Here is a 20,527-nt window from a genome sequence, read left to right as displayed (position 1 = left end):
ATTAGGAAATATGAAGAGAAGGGTTGTAGTGACTGGACTTGGAGCGGTGACTCCGATCGGTAATACGGTAGAAGAGTTCTGGAATGGCATCAAAGCAGGAAAAGTGGGAATCGGAGAGATCACAAAATTCGATACCACAGAATATAAAGTAAAGATCGCAGCCGAGGTAAAAGATTTTCAGGCAAAAGACAGAATGGATTTTAAAGCAGCAAGAAGGATGGAGCCATTTTCCCAGTATGCGGTAGCGGCCGCAAAAGAAGCTTTTGAAGACGCCGGGCTTGATATGAAGAACGAAGATCCATTCCGTGTCGGAGTAATCGTAGGATCTGGCATCGGAAGCCTTCAGGCAGTGGAAAAAGAATACGAAAAGATCAGAACAAAAGGACCTGGAAGAGTCAATCCGCTTCTGGTTCCGATGATGATCTCTAACATGGCTGCAGGTAACATTTCCATCCAGCTTGGATTAAAGGGAAAATGTACCAACGTAGTCACAGCCTGCGCAAGTGGAACGAACTGCATCGGTGATGCACTGCGTGCCATCCAGTACGGAGATGCAGAGGTCATGCTCGCCGGTGGTGCAGAAGGATGTATCTGTCCGACCGGAGTGGCGGGATTTACAAGCCTTACAGCACTTTCAACTTCGACAGACCCGATGAAAGCATCCAGACCATTTGATAAGGACAGAGATGGATTCGTTCTTGGCGAAGGTGCCGGTGTGGTCGTGCTGGAAGAACTGGAACATGCGAAAAACCGTGGGGCCAGAATCTATGCGGAACTTGTTGGATATGGTTCTACAGGAGATGCTTATCACATTACATCTCCGGCAGAGGACGGAAGCGGGGCTGCAAAAGCAATGGAGCTTGCAATGGAAGAAGGTGGAATTGAACCTTCCCAGGTGGACTATATCAATGCGCACGGAACAAGTACACATCACAATGACTTGTTTGAGACACGTGCGGTCAAGCTGGCACTTGGTGATGCGGCAAAAGATGTCGTGATCAACTCGACGAAATCCATGATCGGTCATCTTCTTGGTGCTGCAGGGGGTGTGGAATTCATCACTTGTGTGAAGACAATCCAGGATAACTTCATCCACCAGACGGTGGGAACTGAAGTTGCAGATGAAGAGTGTGATCTGAATTATGCAATCGGTGCGCCGGTAGAAAAAGAAGTAAATTATGTACTGACCAACTCACTTGGATTTGGCGGACATAATGCAGTTCTGCTGTTGAAAAGATATGAGGCCTAGTAACCACAGGAGGGACAAAGAAGCATATGGAAATGGAGAAAATGATCGAACTCATAGACGCCGTGTCAAAATCAGACCTGACAGGATTCAAATATGAGGAAGATGGTATCAAACTGCATTTGAGCAAAAAAGAGAATACATGCTATGTGACGGAAAATGTGTCTGCCCCGGTGAACCAGGCAGGTATGATGACTTCTGCTAAGAGTGTAAATGAAATGGAAAAAACAGATGCAGAGAAAAAAATGGTAGAAGAAAAAGAAGAAGCCGCAGCTGGAAATGTCGTAGAATCCCCGCTGGTAGGAACTTTCTATGCAGCCCCGGCAGAAGATGCACAGGCATTTGTCAAAGTCGGTGACAAAGTAGAAAAAGGACAGACACTTGGAATCGTGGAAGCGATGAAGCTGATGAATGAAATCGAAAGCGATTACAGCGGAACAGTTGCAGAGATTCTGGTACATAACCAGGAAGGCGTAGAATACGGGCAGCCGTTATTCCGTATCGTGTAGGAGGCAGATATATACTATGAATCATTTGAATATTAAAGAAATCCAGGAGATTATCCCGCACCGTCATCCATTTCTTCTGCTGGATTACATCGAAGATTATGTACCGGGAGAGTATGCGGTTGGGTATAAATGTGTGTCTTACAGAGAAGAATTCTTTGCAGGACATTTTCCAGAAGAGCCGGTGATGCCCGGTGTACTGACAGTGGAAGCACTGGCACAGGCAGGTGCGGTTGCAATCTTAAGCCTGGAAGAGAATAAAGGAAAGATCGCATATTTTGGCGGGATTAATAAATGTAAGTTCAAAGGAAAGATCGTTCCGGGAGACAAGGTACGTCTGGAGACGAAGATCATCCGCAGGAAAGGACCTGTCGGCGTTGGTGAGGCAGTTGCCAGTGTGGATGGAAAAGTCGTAGTAAGTGCAGAACTGACATTCATGGTTGGATAGTCAGTTACACATCTGATGGAAGCGTGGCAGCAGGAATGTAAAGTCATTCTGCATTGACAGAGATGAAAAGGGATCAACATAGGAGTGTAAATAAAAATGATAAAAAAAGTATTGATCGCAAACAGAGGAGAGATTGCAGTGCGTATCATCCGCGCTTGCCGCGAGATGGGAATTGAGACCGTAGCGGTCTATTCCGAGGCAGACAAAGAAGCATTGCATACCAAGCTTGCAGATGAAGCCATCTGCATCGGACCTGCTCCGTCAAAGGACAGTTATCTCAGCATGGAAAATATCATCAGTGCAACCATTATCAGCGGTGCAGATGCAATCCATCCGGGCTTTGGATTCTTATCCGAGAACAGTAAATTTGCAGAGCTGTGTGAGCAGTGCAACATTACTTTCATCGGACCAGATTCGAAAGTCATTGCAAGTCTTGGAAACAAACAGGTTGCGAGAAATACGATGATGGCAGCAGGGGTGCCGGTGATTCCGGGAAGTAAAGAGCCAGTCTATGATGCAAAGACTGGTGCCGCATTAGCACAGGAGATCGGCTATCCGGTTATCATCAAAGCAGCTTTAGGAGGCGGTGGTAAAGGCATGCGTACCGCCTGGACACCGGAAGAGTTTGAATCTGCATTTCAGACAGCACAGAAAGAGACGGAGATGGCATTTGCAGATTCAACGATGTATATCGAACATTTTGTGGAAAATCCAAGGCATATCGAATTTCAGATTCTGGCAGATAAATATGGCAATGTAATCCATCTTGGAGAAAGAGACTGTTCGATCCAGAGAAATCATCAGAAGCTGATCGAAGAATCCCCATCGGTTGCATTGTCAGATGACTTAAGAAAGAAGATGGGAGATGCGGCAGTCAAAGCTGCAAAAGCAGCAGGCTATGAAAATGCCGGAACCATTGAATTTCTGTTGGAAAAATCCGGGAACTTTTACTTTATGGAAATGAATACAAGGATTCAGGTAGAGCATCCGGTCACTGAATGGGTGACGGGGGTGGATCTTGTAAAAGAACAGATCCGTATCGCATCCGGCCAGAAATTATCTTATACACAAGAAGACATAAAACTTACCGGTCATGCGATTGAATGCAGGATCAATGCGGAAAATCCGGAGAAAAACTTCCGCCCGTCTCCGGGAACGATCACGGATATGTATCTTCCGGGAGGAAAGGGAATCCGTATTGATTCGGCGATTTACAGCGGGTATACCATCCCGCCATATTATGATTCTATGGTGGCCAAGCTTATCGTGTGGGCAAAGAACCGCCAGGAGGCAATCAACAAGATGCAAAGTGCACTTGGAGAAGTCATCATAGAAGGCATTGATACCAATGTTGATTATCAGTATGGCATTGTAAATCACCCGGATTATATAGAGGGAAATATAGATATTGAATTTATTGAAAGGCTGTAGAGGTGACTGCTGATGAAGCTGGACAACGTATTTAAAAAGACCAGAATTGCTGTCGGGAGAAAGAATTATATTACATTTACCAGACGACCGGAAGTTCCGGAAGGATTACTTCGCAAATGTAATAAATGCGGAGGAGCGATTATTGCAGAAGATGTAAAGAGAGATTATTATATCTGTCCGAAGTGCGGAGGATATTTCCGTGTGCATGCAAGACGAAGGATCGAAATGGTGACAGATGAAGGTTCTTTTGAAGAATGGGATGAAGGTTTTCAGGGAGGAAATCCACTGGAATATAAAGGCTATGAAGAAAAGCTTAAAAACTTACAGGAAAAGACCGGTCTTTCGGAAGCAGTCGTAACAGGAAAAGCAAAGATTGACGGCCGCGAGGTGGCTATCGGAGTATGTGATGGAAGATTCCTGATGGCAAGTATGGGAGAAGCAGTTGGAGAGAAGATAGCAAGGGCAGTAGAACGGGCAACAAAAGAAAGACTTCCGGTCATCTTATTTGCCTGCTCAGGGGGGGCCCGTATGCAGGAGGGAATCATCTCTCTGATGCAGATGGCAAAGACTTCCGCAGCACTTAAGCGCCACAGTGATGCAGGATTTCTTTACATCAGTGTACTGACAGATCCCACAACTGGCGGGGTAACTGCAAGCTTTGCGATGCTCGGAGACGTGATCCTGGCAGAGCCAAAAGCTCTGATCGGGTTCGCCGGACCAAGAGTGATCGAGCAGACCATCGGACAGAAACTTCCGGAAGGCTTCCAGAGAGCAGAATTCTTGTTAGAACACGGATTCCTTGATGCAATTGTAGAGCGTCAACAGATGAAAGAGACACTTTCTAAGATTCTTGCACTTCATGACGCAGGAGAAAACATAAAAGACAGTGAAGAGTATGGAAGAAAAGAAGTGAATCTGAACAATCTAGACAGCCAGAAAAATGAGCTGACTGCATGGCAGAGAGTAGAACTTTCCAGACGCAAAGACCGTCCGGTAGGCAGTGATTATATTGATGCATTATTTACAGACTTCATAGAATTTCACGGAGACCGGTATTTTGCAGATGACAAAGCCATCATTGGCGGCGTGGCAAGATTCCATGGCATGCCGGTAACGGTAATCGCACAGGCCAAGGGAAGAAATACAAAGGAAAATATCGAAAGAAACTTCGGTATGCCACAGCCGGAAGGTTACCGGAAAGCATTAAGACTTATGAAGCAGGCGGAAAAATTTGGCCGTCCTGTAATCTGTCTTGTCGATACACCGGGAGCATTCTGCGGACTGGAAGCAGAAGAACGAGGACAGGGGGAAGCCATTGCCAGAAACATCTATGAGATGTCCGGGTTAAGGGTTCCAGTGGTTTCTATCATCATTGGTGAAGGCGGAAGCGGCGGTGCACTTGCGATGGCAACTTCAGATGAAGTCTGGATGCTGGAAAATTCAATCTATTCCATTCTCTCACCGGAAGGATTCGCAAGCATCCTCTGGAAAGACAGTTCCAAGGCAAAAGAAGCTGCGGAAGTAATGAAACTGACTGCGGAAAATCTTAAGGCACAGGGAATTGTAGAGCGTGTTTTTGAAGAACCGGAAGATTATACGGTGCAGAATATGAACGGCGTGATTGCGCAGATGGATGAAGCAATTGATACGTTTCTTTTGAAATATGAGGCATTATCGGAGACAGAGTTATTAGACCACAGGTATGCACGTTTCCGTAGCATGTGAGGAGAAATATATGAAAATACAACCACTGAAAATAGGAGAAAAGATTGCAAAAGTTCCAGTTATCCAGGGGGGCATGGGAGTTGGCATCAGCCTTGGAAATCTGGCAGGAGCAGTTGCAAAAGAGGGCGGCATAGGGATCATCTCTGCCGCCCAGCCTGGCTATAGAGATGAAGATTTTGAAAAAGATCCGTTAAAGGCCAACCTAAGAGCCATCAAATCAGAATATGAAAAAGCACGGAAAATTGCACCGGATGGAATCATCGGATTCAATCTGATGGTTGCCATGGAGCACTATGAAGAATATGTGCAGGCAGTAGTAGAATCAGGAGCAGATCTGATCGTATCAGGAGCCGGACTTCCGACCGATCTTCCCAAATATGTGGGAGACTCTGATATCCTGCTCGCACCAATTGTGTCAACGGCAAAATCAGCAAATGTAATATTGAAGTACTGGGATAAAAAGTACCGAAGAATCCCGGACCTGGTAGTGATTGAAGGACCACTTGCCGGGGGACATCTGGGCTTTCATGAAGAGCAGCTGGAGGAATATGGGATAGATGTTGGCAGACAGGAAGATTCCGGAATAAAAGAGAATAGATATTTTGAACCTGTGCCGGATGGAAATACAGATAGAAGATATGTAGAACCTTTTGAGAATACAAAGTATGAAAAAGAAATCGAAAAGATTATAGAGGTTATTCATACATTTGCAAATAAATACGCTAAAAAAATACCGGTAGCACTTGCAGGTGGAATCCATGACCGTGAAAGTGCCACGCATGCATTTTCATTTGGAGTTGATGCGATACAGGTGGCGACAAGGTTCGTTACGACGGAAGAATGTGATGCGGATATCCGGTATAAAGAAGCATATCTGAATGCAAAAAAAGAAGATATTGTGATCGTAAAAAGTCCGGTTGGAATGCCGGGGCGTGCAATCTTGAATCCATTTATGAAGAAAGTAAAAGAACTTGGAAGGCTGAAACCTGCTCACTGTTTCCAATGTCTGAAGCACTGTAATCCGGGAACGACACCGTACTGTATTACACAGGCACTCATCAATGCGGCAAAAGGAAAGGTTGATGATGCGTTACTTTTCTGTGGTGCCTATGCATATCAGGCAACTCGTCTGGAAACTGTAAAAGAAGTTATTGATTCTCTGATACCAGAAAGGGTATAATAAAAGACAAGAGTAAAGAATGAAGGGTGAAAGTAAAGGATAATACGGAAGATGGGAATGGATGACGCATATAAGATGATCAATCAGACGCTGGTGAGTCTGATCAATGAAATATGGGAGCTGGAAGAAAAGGCAATTATTACGGATGAATTCAAGGATCTGACGAATAATGATATGCATGTAATAGAAGCAGTCGGGCTTGGAGAAGGGAATAATATGTCTTCCATTGCCAGGAAACTTAATATTACCGTAGGATCACTTACGACAGCCATGAACAGTCTGGTGAATAAAAGATATGTGGAACGTCACAGAAGTGAGGAAGACCGCCGGGTCGTTCTTGTAAAACTGACGGAAAAGGGTGTAAAAGCTTATCACCATCATGAAGATTACCACAGACAGATGACGCAGGCAATTCTGGATAAGCTGGATGATACAGAATTACCGGTTCTTGTAAAGACACTGGATGCATTATCGGAGTTCTTTACCGGTTACAGTGCGAATAAGGAGTCTTAGTTATGGTAAAAGGTGTTATATTTGATATGGACGGAACGATGTTCGATACAGAACGTCTTTCTACAAAAGGATGGATGTATGCAGGAGAGAAGCTTGGCGTAGAACTTCCAAGATCACTGGTTGATGCATTCCGTGGAACCAATCCGACAGCAATCCGTAATAAATTCACAGAATATTTTGGTGACAGACTGGATTATGATAAGACCAGGGCGGTAAAGCATGAATATTTTGAAATGGCAACCAAAGACGGAATTCCATTGGAAGAGGGACTGGTTGAATTGCTGGAATATCTGAATGCAAATGGAATACCGGCAGCAGTGGCAACTTCTACAGAACAGAAGCGTGCAGAGATGATCATTAAAAAAGCCGGAGTATATGAGATGTTTACCGGATATACATATGGTGATCTGATCGAACGCAGCAAACCGGCACCGGATATTTTCCTGAAAGCGGCAGAACTTATCGGACAGAAGCCGGAAGACTGTCTTGTATTAGAGGATAGTGCGCCTGGACTGGAAGCTGGTAAAGCAGCCGGTGGATATACAATCTATATTCCGGATGAGGCAATTGTGCCGGACGAGGCAAAAGAAGGAATATCAGCAGAACTTCCGACACTTAACGAAGTCATTGACTGGATTGAAAAAGAGAATCATAAATAAGAGAAATAACTGAGATAACTGTCGTGCAGAAGTTGATTATGCGGACAGTTATTTCTGTATATTGGTGTAGTAGAAGTGTGTTGTGCATAGCATGATGTGCAACTGTAGAGTGGAGACAGGAGGAAAAACTGATGTATGAAAGTGAAGTAGAAAAATTACAGAGTATCATTGATGACAGTGAAAGAATTGTATTTTTCGGAGGAGCGGGTGTATCGACGGAGAGTAATATTCCGGATTTCAGAAGTGCGGACGGCTTGTATCAACAGAAGTATAAATACTCACCGGAGCAGATTGTAAGTCATAGTTTCTTCATGCATAATCCGGAAGGATTTTATGAATTCTATAAAGAAAAGATGATGTTCCTGGATGCAAAGCCAAATGCGGCACATCTGAAACTTGCAGAGCTGGAAGAAGCAGGAAAATTAACGGCTGTGATCACGCAGAATATTGATGGACTGCATCAGGTGGCAGGAAGCCGGAATGTATTGGAACTTCACGGAAGTATTCACCGTAATTACTGCATGAAATGCCACAAATTTTACGATGCGGCATATGTAAAGCACGCAGATGGAATCCCAAGATGTACCTGTGGCGGAATGATCAAACCGGATGTTGTTCTCTATGAAGAGGGACTGGATTCTGACGTGATCAGTAAGAGTATTAAGGCGATCAGTGAAGCGGATACGCTGATTATTGGCGGTACTTCACTGGTTGTATATCCGGCAGCGGGATTCATCGACTATTTCCGCGGAAAGCATCTGGTGGTTATTAATAAAAGTGCGACAGCCAGAGAGGTTGGAGCGGAACTTACGATAGGGGCACCGATTGGGGAGATTTTGGGAAAAATTGCTGTTTAATACACTTGTTTATTGTGGCCTCTCATGTCGTGACTGGCGTGCGGTAGTGTATGAAATAGGTGGAAGGCGTAACTGTGAGTGCTTACTCCGGGAGTATCATAAAAAGAGCCACCAGGGACATTAAAAAAGCCAGAAATTCACGTCCCCGTGGCTCCGTATGTCTAATATGCATGAAAATATCCCAAATTAACAGAGACACTAAATAAAATCAAAAATAAATTTCGTCCAATCATAAAAAGATAAATGACACTGGCTATTATGGCAATTCCCATTACATTCGGATTATCTGTGCAAAAAATACTATGAATACTATTTATAATATTAGCAGATAAAAACAATGTAAACAGGATCAGAAAAGGAAGCGCATAAATGTTAAAAAACATCATTAACAAATAAATACATATTGCTACAGGAAAGGTAAAATAAATATATTTTTTTCGCATATATACCTCCATATCACAAGCTCAAGTTGAAAATCATCCAATACATTTCTGATACACAAGCCGCACTTCTCCATTGGCAAGTGTGGTATGTCCACAACAAGAAAATCCTAATTTTTTTAGCAAATGCTGCATCGGAATATTATCGTCGTGTGTATCTATTTTTATATTCTGAAACTGCTCATAGGCCCAGTTGAGACAATAAGTAGCTACACCTTTTGTGTCAGGCGCCGTAGCAACTCTGTGGACAACAGCATATGTATCGTCATTTAACCATGCACCGTCAATTTCTTTATAATCCGGATCGTCCTCCTGATGAAAATAAAATACGCCGCCAATTTTATCCTGCTCATTTTCCTGTATAATACAGACATAACAGCATCCGGTATGAATATCCTGCGTAGTGAGTTCAACCGGTGGATAACTATCTCTCCATTGATCTGGATTACCATGTTCTTTCATGTATGTTCTGGCGTAACTGTAGATGGCAAGGATGTCTGGAAGATCCTTTGAGGTTGCTTTTCTAATAAACATATGAAATCTCCTTTTTAATTCATCATGCGTTTTCGGGAACCCTGCTTATAACTGTGGGAATATTTCAATACTCCGTTCCAGAATGCCCTTCATATAAGCAATCGCAGTTCCATAGTTGGTAATAGGAATCTTTGCATCACCGGCACATTTCAGCCGGTATTTCATTTCGCGTTCATTCAGCATACAGCCGCCACAGTGGATGATCATTTTATATTTATCCAGATTTAAAGGAAATTCCGTTCCACTGGTAAATTCAAATTGAACATCTTTACCGGTATATTCCCGTACCCAGCGTGGCAGTTTCACAGTGCCGATATCATCACACTGCCGGTGGTGCGTACATCCTTCACTGATCAGAAGTGTATCACCATCATTTAACGTATCCAGTGCTCTTGCACCATGTACAACCGTTTCTAGATTTCCTTTATATCTTGCAAATAAAATGGAAAAAGATGTTAGCGGGATATCTCCCGGAGTATCTTTTGCCACTTCTTTAAAAGCCTGACTGTCTGTAATTACAAGTGCCGGTTTCTTTCCAAGTGATTCCAGTGTACTACGAAGTTCTGTCTCTTTTACAACAATCGCAGTAGTATTCGCATCCAGAAGATCACGGATTGTCTGTTGCTGTGGAAGAATCAATCTGCCTTTCGGTGCCGCAGAATCAATTGGTACAACAAGCACAACAAAATCCCCGGGATTTACAAGATCCCGGACAATGAACCGGGAAGAATCTCCGGAAGGAACAAGCCTTGCCAGTTGTTCCTTTAATTCGTAAATGTGATGTTTTTCCGTTGTATTTACCCATAAAATATTTTTCTGTGCTATCTGGTATTTGTCCTGTGCGGACAGAATCATCTCTGTCTGAACAGATTCAGGAACCATATCAGATTTATTAAATATCAGCAGAAGCGGAATGTTCTTATCCTGAATCCGGTTAAGAATCGCCTCATCTTGTGTGGTAAATCCAGTGGTTCCGTCGATAACAAGAACTGCAATATCCGTTTTATTCAGAACCTGATACGCTTTTTGAATCCGCAGCTTTCCAAGTTCTCCTTCGTCATCCAACCCCGGAGTGTCGATCATAACAACCGGTCCCAGTGGAAGAAGTTCCATTGCTTTCAGAACCGGATCGGTCGTAGTTCCCTGAACATCTGACACAATTGCAAGATTTTGTCCCGTGAGAGCATTGATCAAACTGGATTTTCCGGCATTTCTTCTGCCAAAAATTCCTATATGTGTACGTTCAGAGGAAGGTGTGCTGTTTAAACTCATATTAAAATACCTCGCTTTCTGTTAAGAGGACAACTCATTGATCCGTAAATGTTATGGTTCATTGTTCAAAGAATCACCTCTGTTCGTTACCACCTGGTATCCGACGGATTTCATGCGCATTTCCAGACAATGTCTGCACTGGGCGGATTCGTCACCGGTACAGATTTTATTATCATATAACAGATAATCTTTACGGACTTTTGTCGGTGACAGGTTTGGCATGACAACATTCGCCCCCGCTTTTATCCCAAGCTCACGTCCTTTTGGATGAATGGTTCCAAGTGCGGTTGTAGCCGGAAGCAATACTTTGGGTATCATGAGACGGATAAGACCAAGCATGAATAAAGTAAGCTCCAACGTGCCCGCCGTTTCATCCGCAAATGGTGTATCATGATGCGGAATAAATGGACCGATTCCGATCATATGTGGATTCAATTCTTTCATAAACAGCATGTCTTCTGCCAGATGTTCCGTAGTCTGATACGGAGAACCAACCATAAAGCCACATCCTACCTGATAGCCGATTTCCTTCAGATCCCGCAGACACTGCTGTCTGTGTTTGGCACTCAGATTGGATGGATGAAGCTTACGATAATGTTCCTCATTATATGTTTCATGACGCAACAGATAACGGTCAGCACCAGCATCGTAATAAGCCTTATAACTTTCTTTTGATTTTTCACCAATAGAGAGGGTAATTGCACAATCCGGATACCGGTCTTTGATCGTCCGAACCAGATGGATGATCCGTTCATCTGTATAATATCCATCTTCCCCACCCTGTAAGACAAAGGTACGAAATCCCAGTTCATACCCTTCTCTGCAGCAATTCAGAATATCTTCTTCTGTCAGACGGTAACGGTGTACATGACTGTTGCTTTTACGTATTCCACAGTAAAGGCAGTCATTTTTGCAATAATTGGTAAATTCGATAAGCCCGCGGACATATACATCATGCCCGTAATACCGATGACATTCTTCACGTGCAAGAGAAAAGAGATATTCTGAAAGTTCAGGTGTACGTCCATCGATCAGTGTAATCCATTCTTCCTTTGCAAGCGTTTGTTCTTTATGTAATTTATCGATTAAATATTTTAAAGGTAAATACGTTGTATTCATATAAGGAATCCTATCTTATTGTTCGTTTTGATTTTATAAAAATTTCCGATTCAGAAAATTCTATCCTGTAAATGGTAACTTTTTGTATTTTTCTTTTCATTATAAAATTGCAGGATGTTTTTTGCAATGATAACTCATAAATGAATCTGTGTTATATTTTTATTAAGTATGTGCTTCATCATTTTCTTCCAATGCTTCTACATTGAGTCCCCGTGGTTCAACCGGTGTAGAGAATACAATCTGGGTCTGAGTCTTTCCAAAATGCTGAAGCTGACCGATGAATCCATCAAGCTCAATTGTACTTGGGAATGCTACTTTCATAAGCATAGAATAGTTTCCCGTCACACAATTACACTCGATCACATTTGGAATACTTTCAATAAAAGGATAGAATTCCGGTTTCTGTACGGGTTCTAATTCCATATTGATAAATGCTGTGATGTGGAATCCAAGCTTTAGTGGATCGATTCTGACTCCGTACCCTTTTATAACGCCTTCTCGTTCCATCTTTTCGATTCTGGCCGAAACTGCAGGTGTTGATAAATATACTTCCTTTGCCAGATCTTTCAAAGACATCCTTGCATTTTTCTGCAGTAAATAAATCAAATGCTCATCTATGTGGTCCATATGTCTACATCCTTTCTTAGATTTTTACTTATTGCTTGTTTTCCTGAATTTTCTATAATTCTATTCTTACACTCTTTACTTAATAAGTACACGTTTGTATTGATAAAAGTACAATCTTTTCGGGACTTAGACTTAAGAAAATAAAGTCAGATACTTCATCTCTTAAAAATGAAAAGTAATATCTGTGAAAATTGAAATTATTTTCACACTCTTTTTTTATCTATTTACAAATACGACTTACAGGTGTAACCTATGCAACATAATTCAGACAGAGCTCTTACAAATACCAAACAAAGATCTCTGATAATATCATTTTAACGACAAGCAGGAGGATGTAATCATGATGAGAACAAGAACAGAAGCAGATTCAATTGGTGTAATGGAAGTCCCGGCAGAAGCCTACTATGGAGTTCAGGCATTAAGGGCAAAAGAGAACTTTCCAATCACACACCAGCAATTACATCCTGAATTTATAAAAAGTATGGCAAAACTCAAAAAGGCCGCAGCCATCACGAACCGCGATGCAGGACTTCTTCCACTGAATATTGCTTCAGCAATTATGAAAGCCTGTGACGAGCTGATTGCAGGGAAATATACAGATTCATTTATTGTAGATGCCATACAGGGCGGCGCCGGAACATCCGCAAATATGAATGCAAATGAAGTGATTGCCAACCGTGCGATTGAAATTCTTGGCGGAACAAAAGGTGATTATTCTATCGTTCACCCGAATGATCATGTTAATATGGCTCAGTCCACCAACGATATCATTCCAAGTGCCGGAAAACTTACAGCAATTACTTTACTTACCGGTGCTATCAAAGAACTGGAACGTCTTTATGAAGCACTTATGGATAAAGCAGAAGAATTTGATTCGGTTTTAAAGATGGGACGTACTCAGTTACAGGATGCCGTTCCAATGCGTCTCGGCCAGTCCTTCCACGCATATGCCTCTGTCCTTCACAGAGACATTTTAAGATTGGAAGATGCCATACATACGCTGGAAATGCTGAATATGGGAGGAACCGCTATCGGCTCTTCCATCAATGTAAGTCCGTTATATCTTAAAAACATCTGTAAAAATCTGAACAAAATCACAAAAGGGAACTTCTATCTGGCAGATGATCTGTTTGATGCCACACAGAATCTGGATGGGTTTGTATCGGTGTCTGGTGTCTTAAAAACCTGCGCTGTGAATCTTTCGAAAATGTGTAACGATCTCCGGCTTTTAAGCAGTGGTCCAAAGACTGGTATCGGCGAGATTAATCTTCCGGCAAGACAGAACGGTTCATCTATTATGCCTGGCAAGATCAATCCGGTCATTCCGGAAGTTGTATCCCAGGTCGCTTTTAACATTATCGGACATGATTATACAATTACGATGGCTGCAGAGGCCGGACAGTTAGAACTCAATGCTTTTGAACCGGTAATCTTTTATACATTATTTGAATCTATTGAAACTTTAGGTCATGCTGCTCAGACGCTGACGGATAACTGTATTCTTGGAATTACAGCAAATGAAAAACACTGCAAAGATCTGGTAAACGCAAGTGCCGGTATCGCAACAGCTCTTTGTCCGTCAATTGGATATACTGCTTCAGCTGCACTGGCTAAAAAATCTTTGAAGATGAATGTACCGGTTCGTGAACTGGCTATTAAGGAAGGATATGTGACGGAAGAAGAGGCTGACAGGTTATTGGATCCTTATACCATGACAGGGAAGGCTTTTGAACGAACTTATTATGAACATTCAGCATTTACCAATGATAATTTGAGACCTGTATATCAGAAATGTACAGTATAAATAAAGAGAACCTGCCACGGGTAACTCCTTCCAAACGCATGGCGATCTACAGGACCTGCCACTGGCATCTACTTACGAATACATAGCAATAAAAATTGCTCCACAATATCCTGACAACGGTATTGTGGAGCGGTTTTTGTTAAGAAAATTTATGGATGACTTAAATTTGCAATGATAATTAATAAATTAATTAATTTTACTTTTTGAAATCATCTACAAATACCATAGAATATAAATTTTTTTGAGCATTGATTAAAAATATTTCGGATATTTGTTTCTGAATATGAAACGATTACCGATGGTCTTATAGACCTTAGAGTTTTAGATACTAGATATTCCCCTCAAGTATGATATAGATTAACAGATATTATTGCTTATGTAAAGAAATAAATTCACTCATAAGAGAAAATTGTTACCAGTGAACAGTAACAGAAAATTTTCTATCTGAGTGAATTTATAGTAATTTACTATTTATCCAAAAGTATTAAAGGACATCAGATGTGTTTGAAGAAACATCTTTACTTAGTTGATAATATAAGATATATATTTGGCTTTTTAAATATTTTAAAGAAAGGCGTCTATTTTGCTCTTTGGCTTCAAGAAAAGTAAGTGTATTGTTTATCGTAATTGTTTGTAACTCCGACTGAGTTCCTGAATCTTGTATTTTATAATAAATAGTAACTTTAGATTTTTTTAATAAAGGGTATTTCTGAATTTTCTTTATTAAATAATGAACAGATTTTGCAAAATCTTCTTGTACCATTGATGAAGGACAGAGTAAGATAATTTTATTATCTGTTTCAATTAATTGTATATTTGATTTTTGGTGCTTAAGCATTTCTTGTTCTAAAGAAGTTACTAATTCAGTAGAAAATGTGTCTGTTCCGTATATATTAGAAGGGGTAGGCGGATCTATGATATAAATGTTTGTATTGATATGATTTTCAGGGTAATAAATACGTTTGTCTTTTGTGGTGCTTTTTAGCTGGAATTTCATATCGTATTTATTTTCTAAAAGGTCCAATTCGTGTTTTGAATCCCACTGAAATTCCTTTTTTAGAAATACATAGCATGGCTCATAAAATTTTGGCTGTGGAGCTGTAGATGCAAATTGAGCAATAAAAGTACCATTGTCCATAATAATAGTGTTGGTGATACGTTTTTCGTTTGAAATATTAGAAGTAATAATTACTATGATGCACAAAGTAAGAAAACGTATTTTTTTTGAAAATTCAAATTTTGAGATAGAAATCGATAGCCCAAATAAGGAAGATAGTAAGAATAAAAGTAATATTTGAGTTTTTGATTGTAATTTTAAAGAATACATATTTAATATAAAATAAATAATTATACATATTGTAATAAATGAAAAATATAAAAAAAGTGGAAAATATTTGTGATGTTTTTTATGCATAAATATACTCCTTTACAAAATAATTTTGATATCTTAATATAACATTTCGTAAAAGAGAAATAAATTTAGATGGAATAAAAGGTATTTGAGGTTGAATAAAAAGTAAAAGATAAACTAAATAGATAAAAATACGAGGGGGAAAGTTATGTTACATATATCAATCTGTGATGATGAGAGCATTATGGTTCAAGAAATGGAAGAAATAGTGACAAAGGCATGTAATGAGAAGAAAATACAATTTCAAATAGAAAAATTCAGAGATGGTGAAGAATTTTTAAAGAATTACATGATCAGAGATGATGAATTAATAATTATGGATATAGACATGCCGATAAAAAGTGGAATCGATGTTATGAAAGAATTAGAAAAGACACAACGTAATGAAATGGTAATATTAGTTACGGCATATGATTCTCTTGCGCTGGACTCAATGGAATATGGACCGTATTGGATTGTTAGAAAGAAAACTATGCAAAAAGACCTTTTTAAAGCGATAAACAGTTTTTTGAAAATGAGAAGTCGAAGTCAAATGGTATTGGAAATACATATCAGGAATGAAATTCGACATATTGCTGTTAAGGAAATTATGTATATAGAAAAATATAAGCATTACAGTTATATACATTTAAGGGATGGGAATATTATTGAAGTTAGAAAGAATATCAGGGATTATGAAAGTGAACTGGCAGGATTAGGATTTGTACGTTCTCATGCCGCTTATATAGTGTCACTTAGATATTGTAAAGAATATTTAAGTGATTATATTGTTCTGGTGGATGGAAGAAAAATTCCAATAAGCAGAGAGCGAAGAAAGATGACGAAAGAACAATTTATGATCAGCAGGAGAAAATGATGGAAAGCTTAAATTTTGTCGTGGGGGAAATATGTAGTTTATTTGAAATAATAATTGTAATAGATTTTATATGCAGTAGTTTGGGATGGAAAGAAAAAATAACACATGAAAATAAATGTTTCGCTATATTAACGATAATATTATTTGGACTTGCCCAAAGCAAGGAAATAATAAATAATGGGGAATTAATTATTGTTATAGCAGATTTACTTATAATAACCGGATTCAGTTGTGTGTGCTTGAACGGTGAATTGAAGAATAAAATCCTGACATGTATTATGCCGTTTTTATTAATTTCGTTAATCAATATTGCATTGATACAGGTTGTTGTATTATTTTGTCATACTACGGTGGGAGATTTTATTGATACTACAAATTATGCTTTTATTATTGCAATGGTTATTTCGAAAGTCATCTTTTGGGTTATTTTGAATCGGATTAAGAATATTATTCGGAAATTATATCTCTATTTATCGACCACGCAGGTCGTAAAAATAAATATTTTAATTATATATACAATAGTCATGGAAATGTGCATTTTATATATGCTTAGTGTTAGAACCATAGAACGCACTACTTTTTATTTGCTTAATCTGATTTCTCTTGGAATATTGCTGTTAAATATATATGTTATACATTCAATATATGATATCTGTAAACAAAATGAGAGATTAATGAGAATGAATTTGGTTAGTTTGCAAAATCAAGAAAACGGACGAAGAATCAAAGAACTTGAAGATGCAGAACAACGAATTAAAAAATTACATCATGATTACAAAAATCATTGCATGAATATGAAAAATTTACTGAGAAAACAAGAACTTCAGCAGTTGGAAGTATATTTAAATAAAATGGCAGGAGAAGAAGGAATAGAGCAAGAATATATAAAAACAAAATGTCCGATCATAGATGCAGTGTTAAATACGAAAATATATCAAAGCAAACGATATAATATAGATATCTCCTGTTATGTATTGGGTGATTTAAAAATAAATGGAATAGAAGTTGCCAGCGTTTTATTTAATTTGCTGGATAACGCGATTGAAGCATCAAAAAATAATAAAAGTGAGAAAACAATAATTTGTCAAGTTGTAGAAACAAGTAGCGATATAGATATTTGTATTAAAAATCATATAGAGAATTCTGTTTTAGAAAATAATAGTAATCTGGACACGAAAAAAGCGAATAAAGAGAACCATGGACTGGGTCTGAAAATAGTTGAAGAAATTGTGGAAAACATGCATGGAATGTGGGAAATATATGAAGAAGACGATATGTTTTGTGTACACATATATTTGCCAATTGGAGAAATAGCCAAATATGTTTGAAATTGAACCAATTATACCGAATTGTTGCAAAGTGAAAAAGAAAGGGTGTAATATGACCTGGGTGATGCGTTCAAATGAAAAAGAAAATTTGTATTCTATTATCAGGAATACTTTTAATATTGCTCGTAGTAGTAGGATATGTGTATTTCAACCAAGCAACAAAAAGTATTATGTATGAAGACTTCCGGATTGAAGGAAGTACTGCAACATACAACTATAATACCAGAACGGGAATGGTAGATTTAAAAATTGTATATAAGGGCGGCGGGTTAAAAAAACTATTTTTAACATCGGATGATGTTATTGGAAATGGGTTTGATTTTATTGTTGATGTCGGTAATTCAATTGCGATATACGATGGAAAACGTAATTTGAAATGCCGGGGCTATGAAATAGATTATGGTGGAAGTACCCAGAAAGTAAGAATTAGTTATACGGACCGATATGCCAGAATAAAAGAAGGTAAGCTTACCGTTAAAGTAATAGATTCTAATAGTAAAAAGGTAAAAGCAGAAGTACCTGTGAAATTAAAATTCGATAAGGAATATAAAAAGTTTGATCGGGTAACAGGGCCGGAAGGAGAAAGAACTGGAGCGGTGTATATATCGAAAAGTGGGATAAGAGTCTTGACTGATCAGTCGGTTGCAATGGAGCCGGAGTATAATAAAACTTCAACTATATATTTGAAAAAATCAAAACCATCCATTGTAGTAATCACAGATCCATCAGAGAGTATGAAAAATACAAAAAATGAAAGAATAACAAAAGCCAGAGTTTTTGATGTGAATTCAAATGCGGGAGAATATGTCTACGCCTTAGAGTTGGAAGAATGGAATCAGGTAGTACAGGCAGGAATCGGCAGATACATTTTTAAAAAATAAAATTTGACAATTCAACCATATACGTTTTAAATATAAGTATATAGTTAAGAGAGTAAAGAAACCACACAAGAAAAATCATAAGAAAGGAACAGATTATGGGAATTGTCAAAAGAATATTAACGATACTGATTGGCATTGTGTTCATTGCAAGTGTATCGGTTTTAGGAGCAAGCTTCCTGGCCAAGCCGGTGCTGGTAGAAGCAATTGGCCAGGCCGGAATTGATACAGCAATTTCACACAGGATGATGGATGCAGTATTTGGCTATGCAGGAGCAGATGATACGCAGTGGATCGCCAAGATTCAGAATAAGATCGAGAAGAACGAAGAAGTCCAGAATATTACAGAGAAGATCATGGACGAGATGATCAGTGATCTGGCAGCAGGAAAAGATTACAAAGATGTGGATATATCGAAAGAACTGGACAGACTTCTGGAAGATAGTATGCAGGAAATTCAGGATACGAATACGGAACTGAATGAAGATATGCTGAACATGATGAAAAGTCATCTGAAAGAAGAGGCCGAAGATGTACAGAACGTATTAAACAATTACGCATCGGGAATCTATGGAGATATGCAAGATACCAATACTATGCAGGGGAAGGTTGCGAAAGTCTATACGATACTTGTATCAAAGGAATGCAGAATTGCAGCAGGAGTTATCATAATCTTATGTGCAATACTGACGATTCTTTTAGGAAGTCCAAGATATAGAGGAATCTTCTCGCTTGCAGTAGAAAGTGTACTCTGCGGAATCATCTTTGCACCGGGAATCGGACTGCTTGGAAATAAAGCCATGGCATTCTTATCAAACCGGATGCTGGGACGTACGATCAGTGTAAGTCTCGGATCGTTCTTGTGGCTTGGATGCATATTTGCCGGAACAGGTGTAGTATTCCTGATCGTGGGTGTGATTGTGAGCTGGAAAGATAATAGAAGAAAAAAGGGAAGAGATCGATAGGATAATTGACTGGTTGCGAAAGAGCCAGAGTGAATGTAAAGAAGAGTTATAAATAATAGAAGAAAAGGGTATAGAATATAACAGGCAAGAAAGATGTTATGTTCTATACCCTTTGCTTATTATAAAGTAAACGCAAAATAATTCGACGGATTGTGTTGCCCTAAAAATCAATCCATAATAATCATTAGAGAATGCAAGCATTTCACTTCATTTTCTCTTGCTAGAAATGATAGATGCGAGCATTTTACTCTATTCAAGTTATGGAGGTGTGCTCATGAGAAGCAAAAGAATACCTGCTGAAGAACAATACCGTCTCATCATGGAATGTCGTCAAAGTGGATTGACAGATCATCAATGGTGTGTGGAACATGATATCAAGCCAGGAACTTTTTACAACTGGGTAAAAAGACTGCGTCAGAAAGGTTGTGTGGATTTGCCGGCGTCAACTGGAAGCACCTATCGTGCACCAGAAAGCCAGGAAGTTGTCAGAGTGGATTTTCATGATACTGACCCGATTCCTTATGAACAGCCATTAAATATAATTCCGGCAGCTACGGAAAGAAATAACCTTTCTGTAGCAGAGCCAATGAAGCTGTCCGTAGGAAGCTTTCATCTAACAATACCAAATGGAACAGATCCTCAGCTTCTGGCTCAAACGCTTCGCATTGTGAAGGAGTTGGAATGTTAGGGGATATCACAGCCGCCGATGAAATCTATATCGTAACAGG

The 20,527-nt window shown here is 39.5% G+C and carries 20 protein-coding genes; 15 read left to right on the top strand and 5 right to left on the bottom strand.

Going from position 1 to position 20,527, the window contains the following annotated elements; translation table 11 throughout:
* The first annotated feature begins 10 nt into the window (after positions 1 to 10).
* The 9 genes from fabF to ACWJAF_RS07780 all read left to right on the top strand — a co-directional run bounded on the left by fabF (position 11) and on the right by ACWJAF_RS07780 (position 8,565).
* Positions 11 to 1,249, top strand: a complete 1,239-nt coding sequence (gene fabF / locus ACWJAF_RS07820; RefSeq protein ID WP_296033165.1) for a beta-ketoacyl-ACP synthase II — start codon at positions 11 to 13, stop codon at positions 1,247 to 1,249.
* Between the two features lie 26 nt (positions 1,250 to 1,275).
* Positions 1,276 to 1,755: an acetyl-CoA carboxylase biotin carboxyl carrier protein gene (gene accB, locus ACWJAF_RS07815; protein WP_296094348.1), complete on the top strand. Its 480-nt coding sequence runs from the start codon at positions 1,276 to 1,278 to the stop codon at positions 1,753 to 1,755.
* Positions 1,756 to 1,771: 16 nt separating this feature from the next.
* A complete protein-coding gene (gene fabZ, locus ACWJAF_RS07810; RefSeq protein WP_296033168.1) occupies positions 1,772 to 2,200 on the top strand; it encodes a 3-hydroxyacyl-ACP dehydratase FabZ in 429 nt (142 codons plus the stop codon).
* 96 nt (positions 2,201 to 2,296) lie between these two features.
* Positions 2,297 to 3,631, top strand: coding sequence for an acetyl-CoA carboxylase biotin carboxylase subunit (locus tag ACWJAF_RS07805; protein WP_296033169.1), 1,335 nt, complete (start codon positions 2,297 to 2,299; stop codon positions 3,629 to 3,631).
* A 12-nt stretch (positions 3,632 to 3,643) separates the two neighbouring features.
* Positions 3,644 to 5,356: an acetyl-CoA carboxylase carboxyltransferase subunit alpha gene (locus ACWJAF_RS07800; protein WP_448863132.1), complete on the top strand. Its 1,713-nt coding sequence runs from the start codon at positions 3,644 to 3,646 to the stop codon at positions 5,354 to 5,356.
* A 10-nt stretch (positions 5,357 to 5,366) separates the two neighbouring features.
* Positions 5,367 to 6,536 carry an NAD(P)H-dependent flavin oxidoreductase gene (locus ACWJAF_RS07795; protein ID WP_448863131.1) on the top strand — a complete coding sequence of 390 codons (1,170 nt, stop codon included), beginning with the start codon at positions 5,367 to 5,369 and terminating at the stop codon, positions 6,534 to 6,536.
* 57 nt (positions 6,537 to 6,593) lie between these two features.
* Positions 6,594 to 7,049 (top strand): MarR family winged helix-turn-helix transcriptional regulator, encoded by a 456-nt coding sequence (locus ACWJAF_RS07790; RefSeq protein ID WP_296033191.1) that lies wholly within the window; start codon positions 6,594 to 6,596, stop codon positions 7,047 to 7,049.
* A 2-nt stretch (positions 7,050 to 7,051) separates the two neighbouring features.
* Positions 7,052 to 7,708: an HAD family hydrolase gene (locus ACWJAF_RS07785; protein WP_296094338.1), complete on the top strand. Its 657-nt coding sequence runs from the start codon at positions 7,052 to 7,054 to the stop codon at positions 7,706 to 7,708.
* A 131-nt stretch (positions 7,709 to 7,839) separates the two neighbouring features.
* Positions 7,840 to 8,565: an NAD-dependent protein deacylase gene (locus ACWJAF_RS07780; protein WP_448863130.1), complete on the top strand. Its 726-nt coding sequence runs from the start codon at positions 7,840 to 7,842 to the stop codon at positions 8,563 to 8,565.
* A gap of 476 nt (positions 8,566 to 9,041) precedes the next feature.
* Here ACWJAF_RS07780 and ACWJAF_RS07775 read toward each other — a convergent pair whose 3' ends face one another.
* The 4 genes from ACWJAF_RS07775 to ACWJAF_RS07760 form a co-directional block, all read right to left on the bottom strand.
* Positions 9,042 to 9,539 (bottom strand): GNAT family N-acetyltransferase, encoded by a 498-nt coding sequence (locus tag ACWJAF_RS07775; protein ID WP_448863129.1) that lies wholly within the window; start codon positions 9,537 to 9,539, stop codon positions 9,042 to 9,044.
* A 45-nt stretch (positions 9,540 to 9,584) separates the two neighbouring features.
* Positions 9,585 to 10,811 (bottom strand): [FeFe] hydrogenase H-cluster maturation GTPase HydF, encoded by a 1,227-nt coding sequence (gene hydF / locus ACWJAF_RS07770; RefSeq protein WP_448863128.1) that lies wholly within the window; start codon positions 10,809 to 10,811, stop codon positions 9,585 to 9,587.
* Between the two features lie 51 nt (positions 10,812 to 10,862).
* Entirely contained in the window at positions 10,863 to 11,930 is a 1,068-nt protein-coding gene (gene hydE, locus ACWJAF_RS07765) for a [FeFe] hydrogenase H-cluster radical SAM maturase HydE (RefSeq protein WP_448863127.1), read from the bottom strand.
* 162 nt (positions 11,931 to 12,092) lie between these two features.
* Positions 12,093 to 12,557, bottom strand: a complete 465-nt coding sequence (locus tag ACWJAF_RS07760; RefSeq protein ID WP_448863126.1) for an Lrp/AsnC family transcriptional regulator — start codon at positions 12,555 to 12,557, stop codon at positions 12,093 to 12,095.
* A 343-nt stretch (positions 12,558 to 12,900) separates the two neighbouring features.
* Here ACWJAF_RS07760 and ACWJAF_RS07755 point away from each other — a divergent pair, with 343 nt between their 5' ends.
* Positions 12,901 to 14,361 (top strand): aspartate ammonia-lyase, encoded by a 1,461-nt coding sequence (locus ACWJAF_RS07755; protein WP_448863167.1) that lies wholly within the window; start codon positions 12,901 to 12,903, stop codon positions 14,359 to 14,361.
* Between the two features lie 484 nt (positions 14,362 to 14,845).
* Here the strand turns inward: ACWJAF_RS07755 and ACWJAF_RS07750 are convergent, their stop codons facing one another.
* A complete protein-coding gene (locus ACWJAF_RS07750) occupies positions 14,846 to 15,775 on the bottom strand; it encodes a hypothetical protein (RefSeq protein ID WP_448863125.1) in 930 nt (309 codons plus the stop codon).
* A gap of 145 nt (positions 15,776 to 15,920) precedes the next feature.
* Here ACWJAF_RS07750 and ACWJAF_RS07745 point away from each other — a divergent pair, with 145 nt between their 5' ends.
* From ACWJAF_RS07745 to tnpA, 5 genes are all read left to right on the top strand, one after another.
* Positions 15,921 to 16,628 carry a LytR/AlgR family response regulator transcription factor gene (locus ACWJAF_RS07745; protein ID WP_296032567.1) on the top strand — a complete coding sequence of 236 codons (708 nt, stop codon included), beginning with the start codon at positions 15,921 to 15,923 and terminating at the stop codon, positions 16,626 to 16,628.
* Complete coding sequence (locus tag ACWJAF_RS07740; RefSeq protein WP_296032565.1) at positions 16,625 to 17,956, top strand: sensor histidine kinase; 1,332 nt, start codon at positions 16,625 to 16,627, stop codon at positions 17,954 to 17,956. Before ACWJAF_RS07745 ends, ACWJAF_RS07740 begins: the two co-directional genes overlap by 4 nt.
* 74 nt (positions 17,957 to 18,030) lie before the next feature.
* Positions 18,031 to 18,837 carry a hypothetical protein gene (locus tag ACWJAF_RS07735; protein WP_448863124.1) on the top strand — a complete coding sequence of 269 codons (807 nt, stop codon included), beginning with the start codon at positions 18,031 to 18,033 and terminating at the stop codon, positions 18,835 to 18,837.
* Positions 18,838 to 18,932: 95 nt separating this feature from the next.
* Complete coding sequence (locus tag ACWJAF_RS07730) at positions 18,933 to 19,799, top strand: hypothetical protein (RefSeq protein WP_448863123.1); 867 nt, start codon at positions 18,933 to 18,935, stop codon at positions 19,797 to 19,799.
* A 319-nt stretch (positions 19,800 to 20,118) separates the two neighbouring features.
* On the top strand, positions 20,119 to 20,487 hold the full coding sequence (gene tnpA / locus ACWJAF_RS07725) for an IS66 family insertion sequence element accessory protein TnpA (protein ID WP_448863122.1): 369 nt from the start codon (positions 20,119 to 20,121) through the stop codon (positions 20,485 to 20,487).
* The last annotated feature ends 40 nt before the right edge of the window (positions 20,488 to 20,527 follow it).

The sequence above is a fragment of the Dorea sp. genome (genome assembly GCF_977044405.1).
Note: the sequence above shows the minus strand (reverse complement) of the source record. Positions and strands in the feature narration are given on the sequence as shown.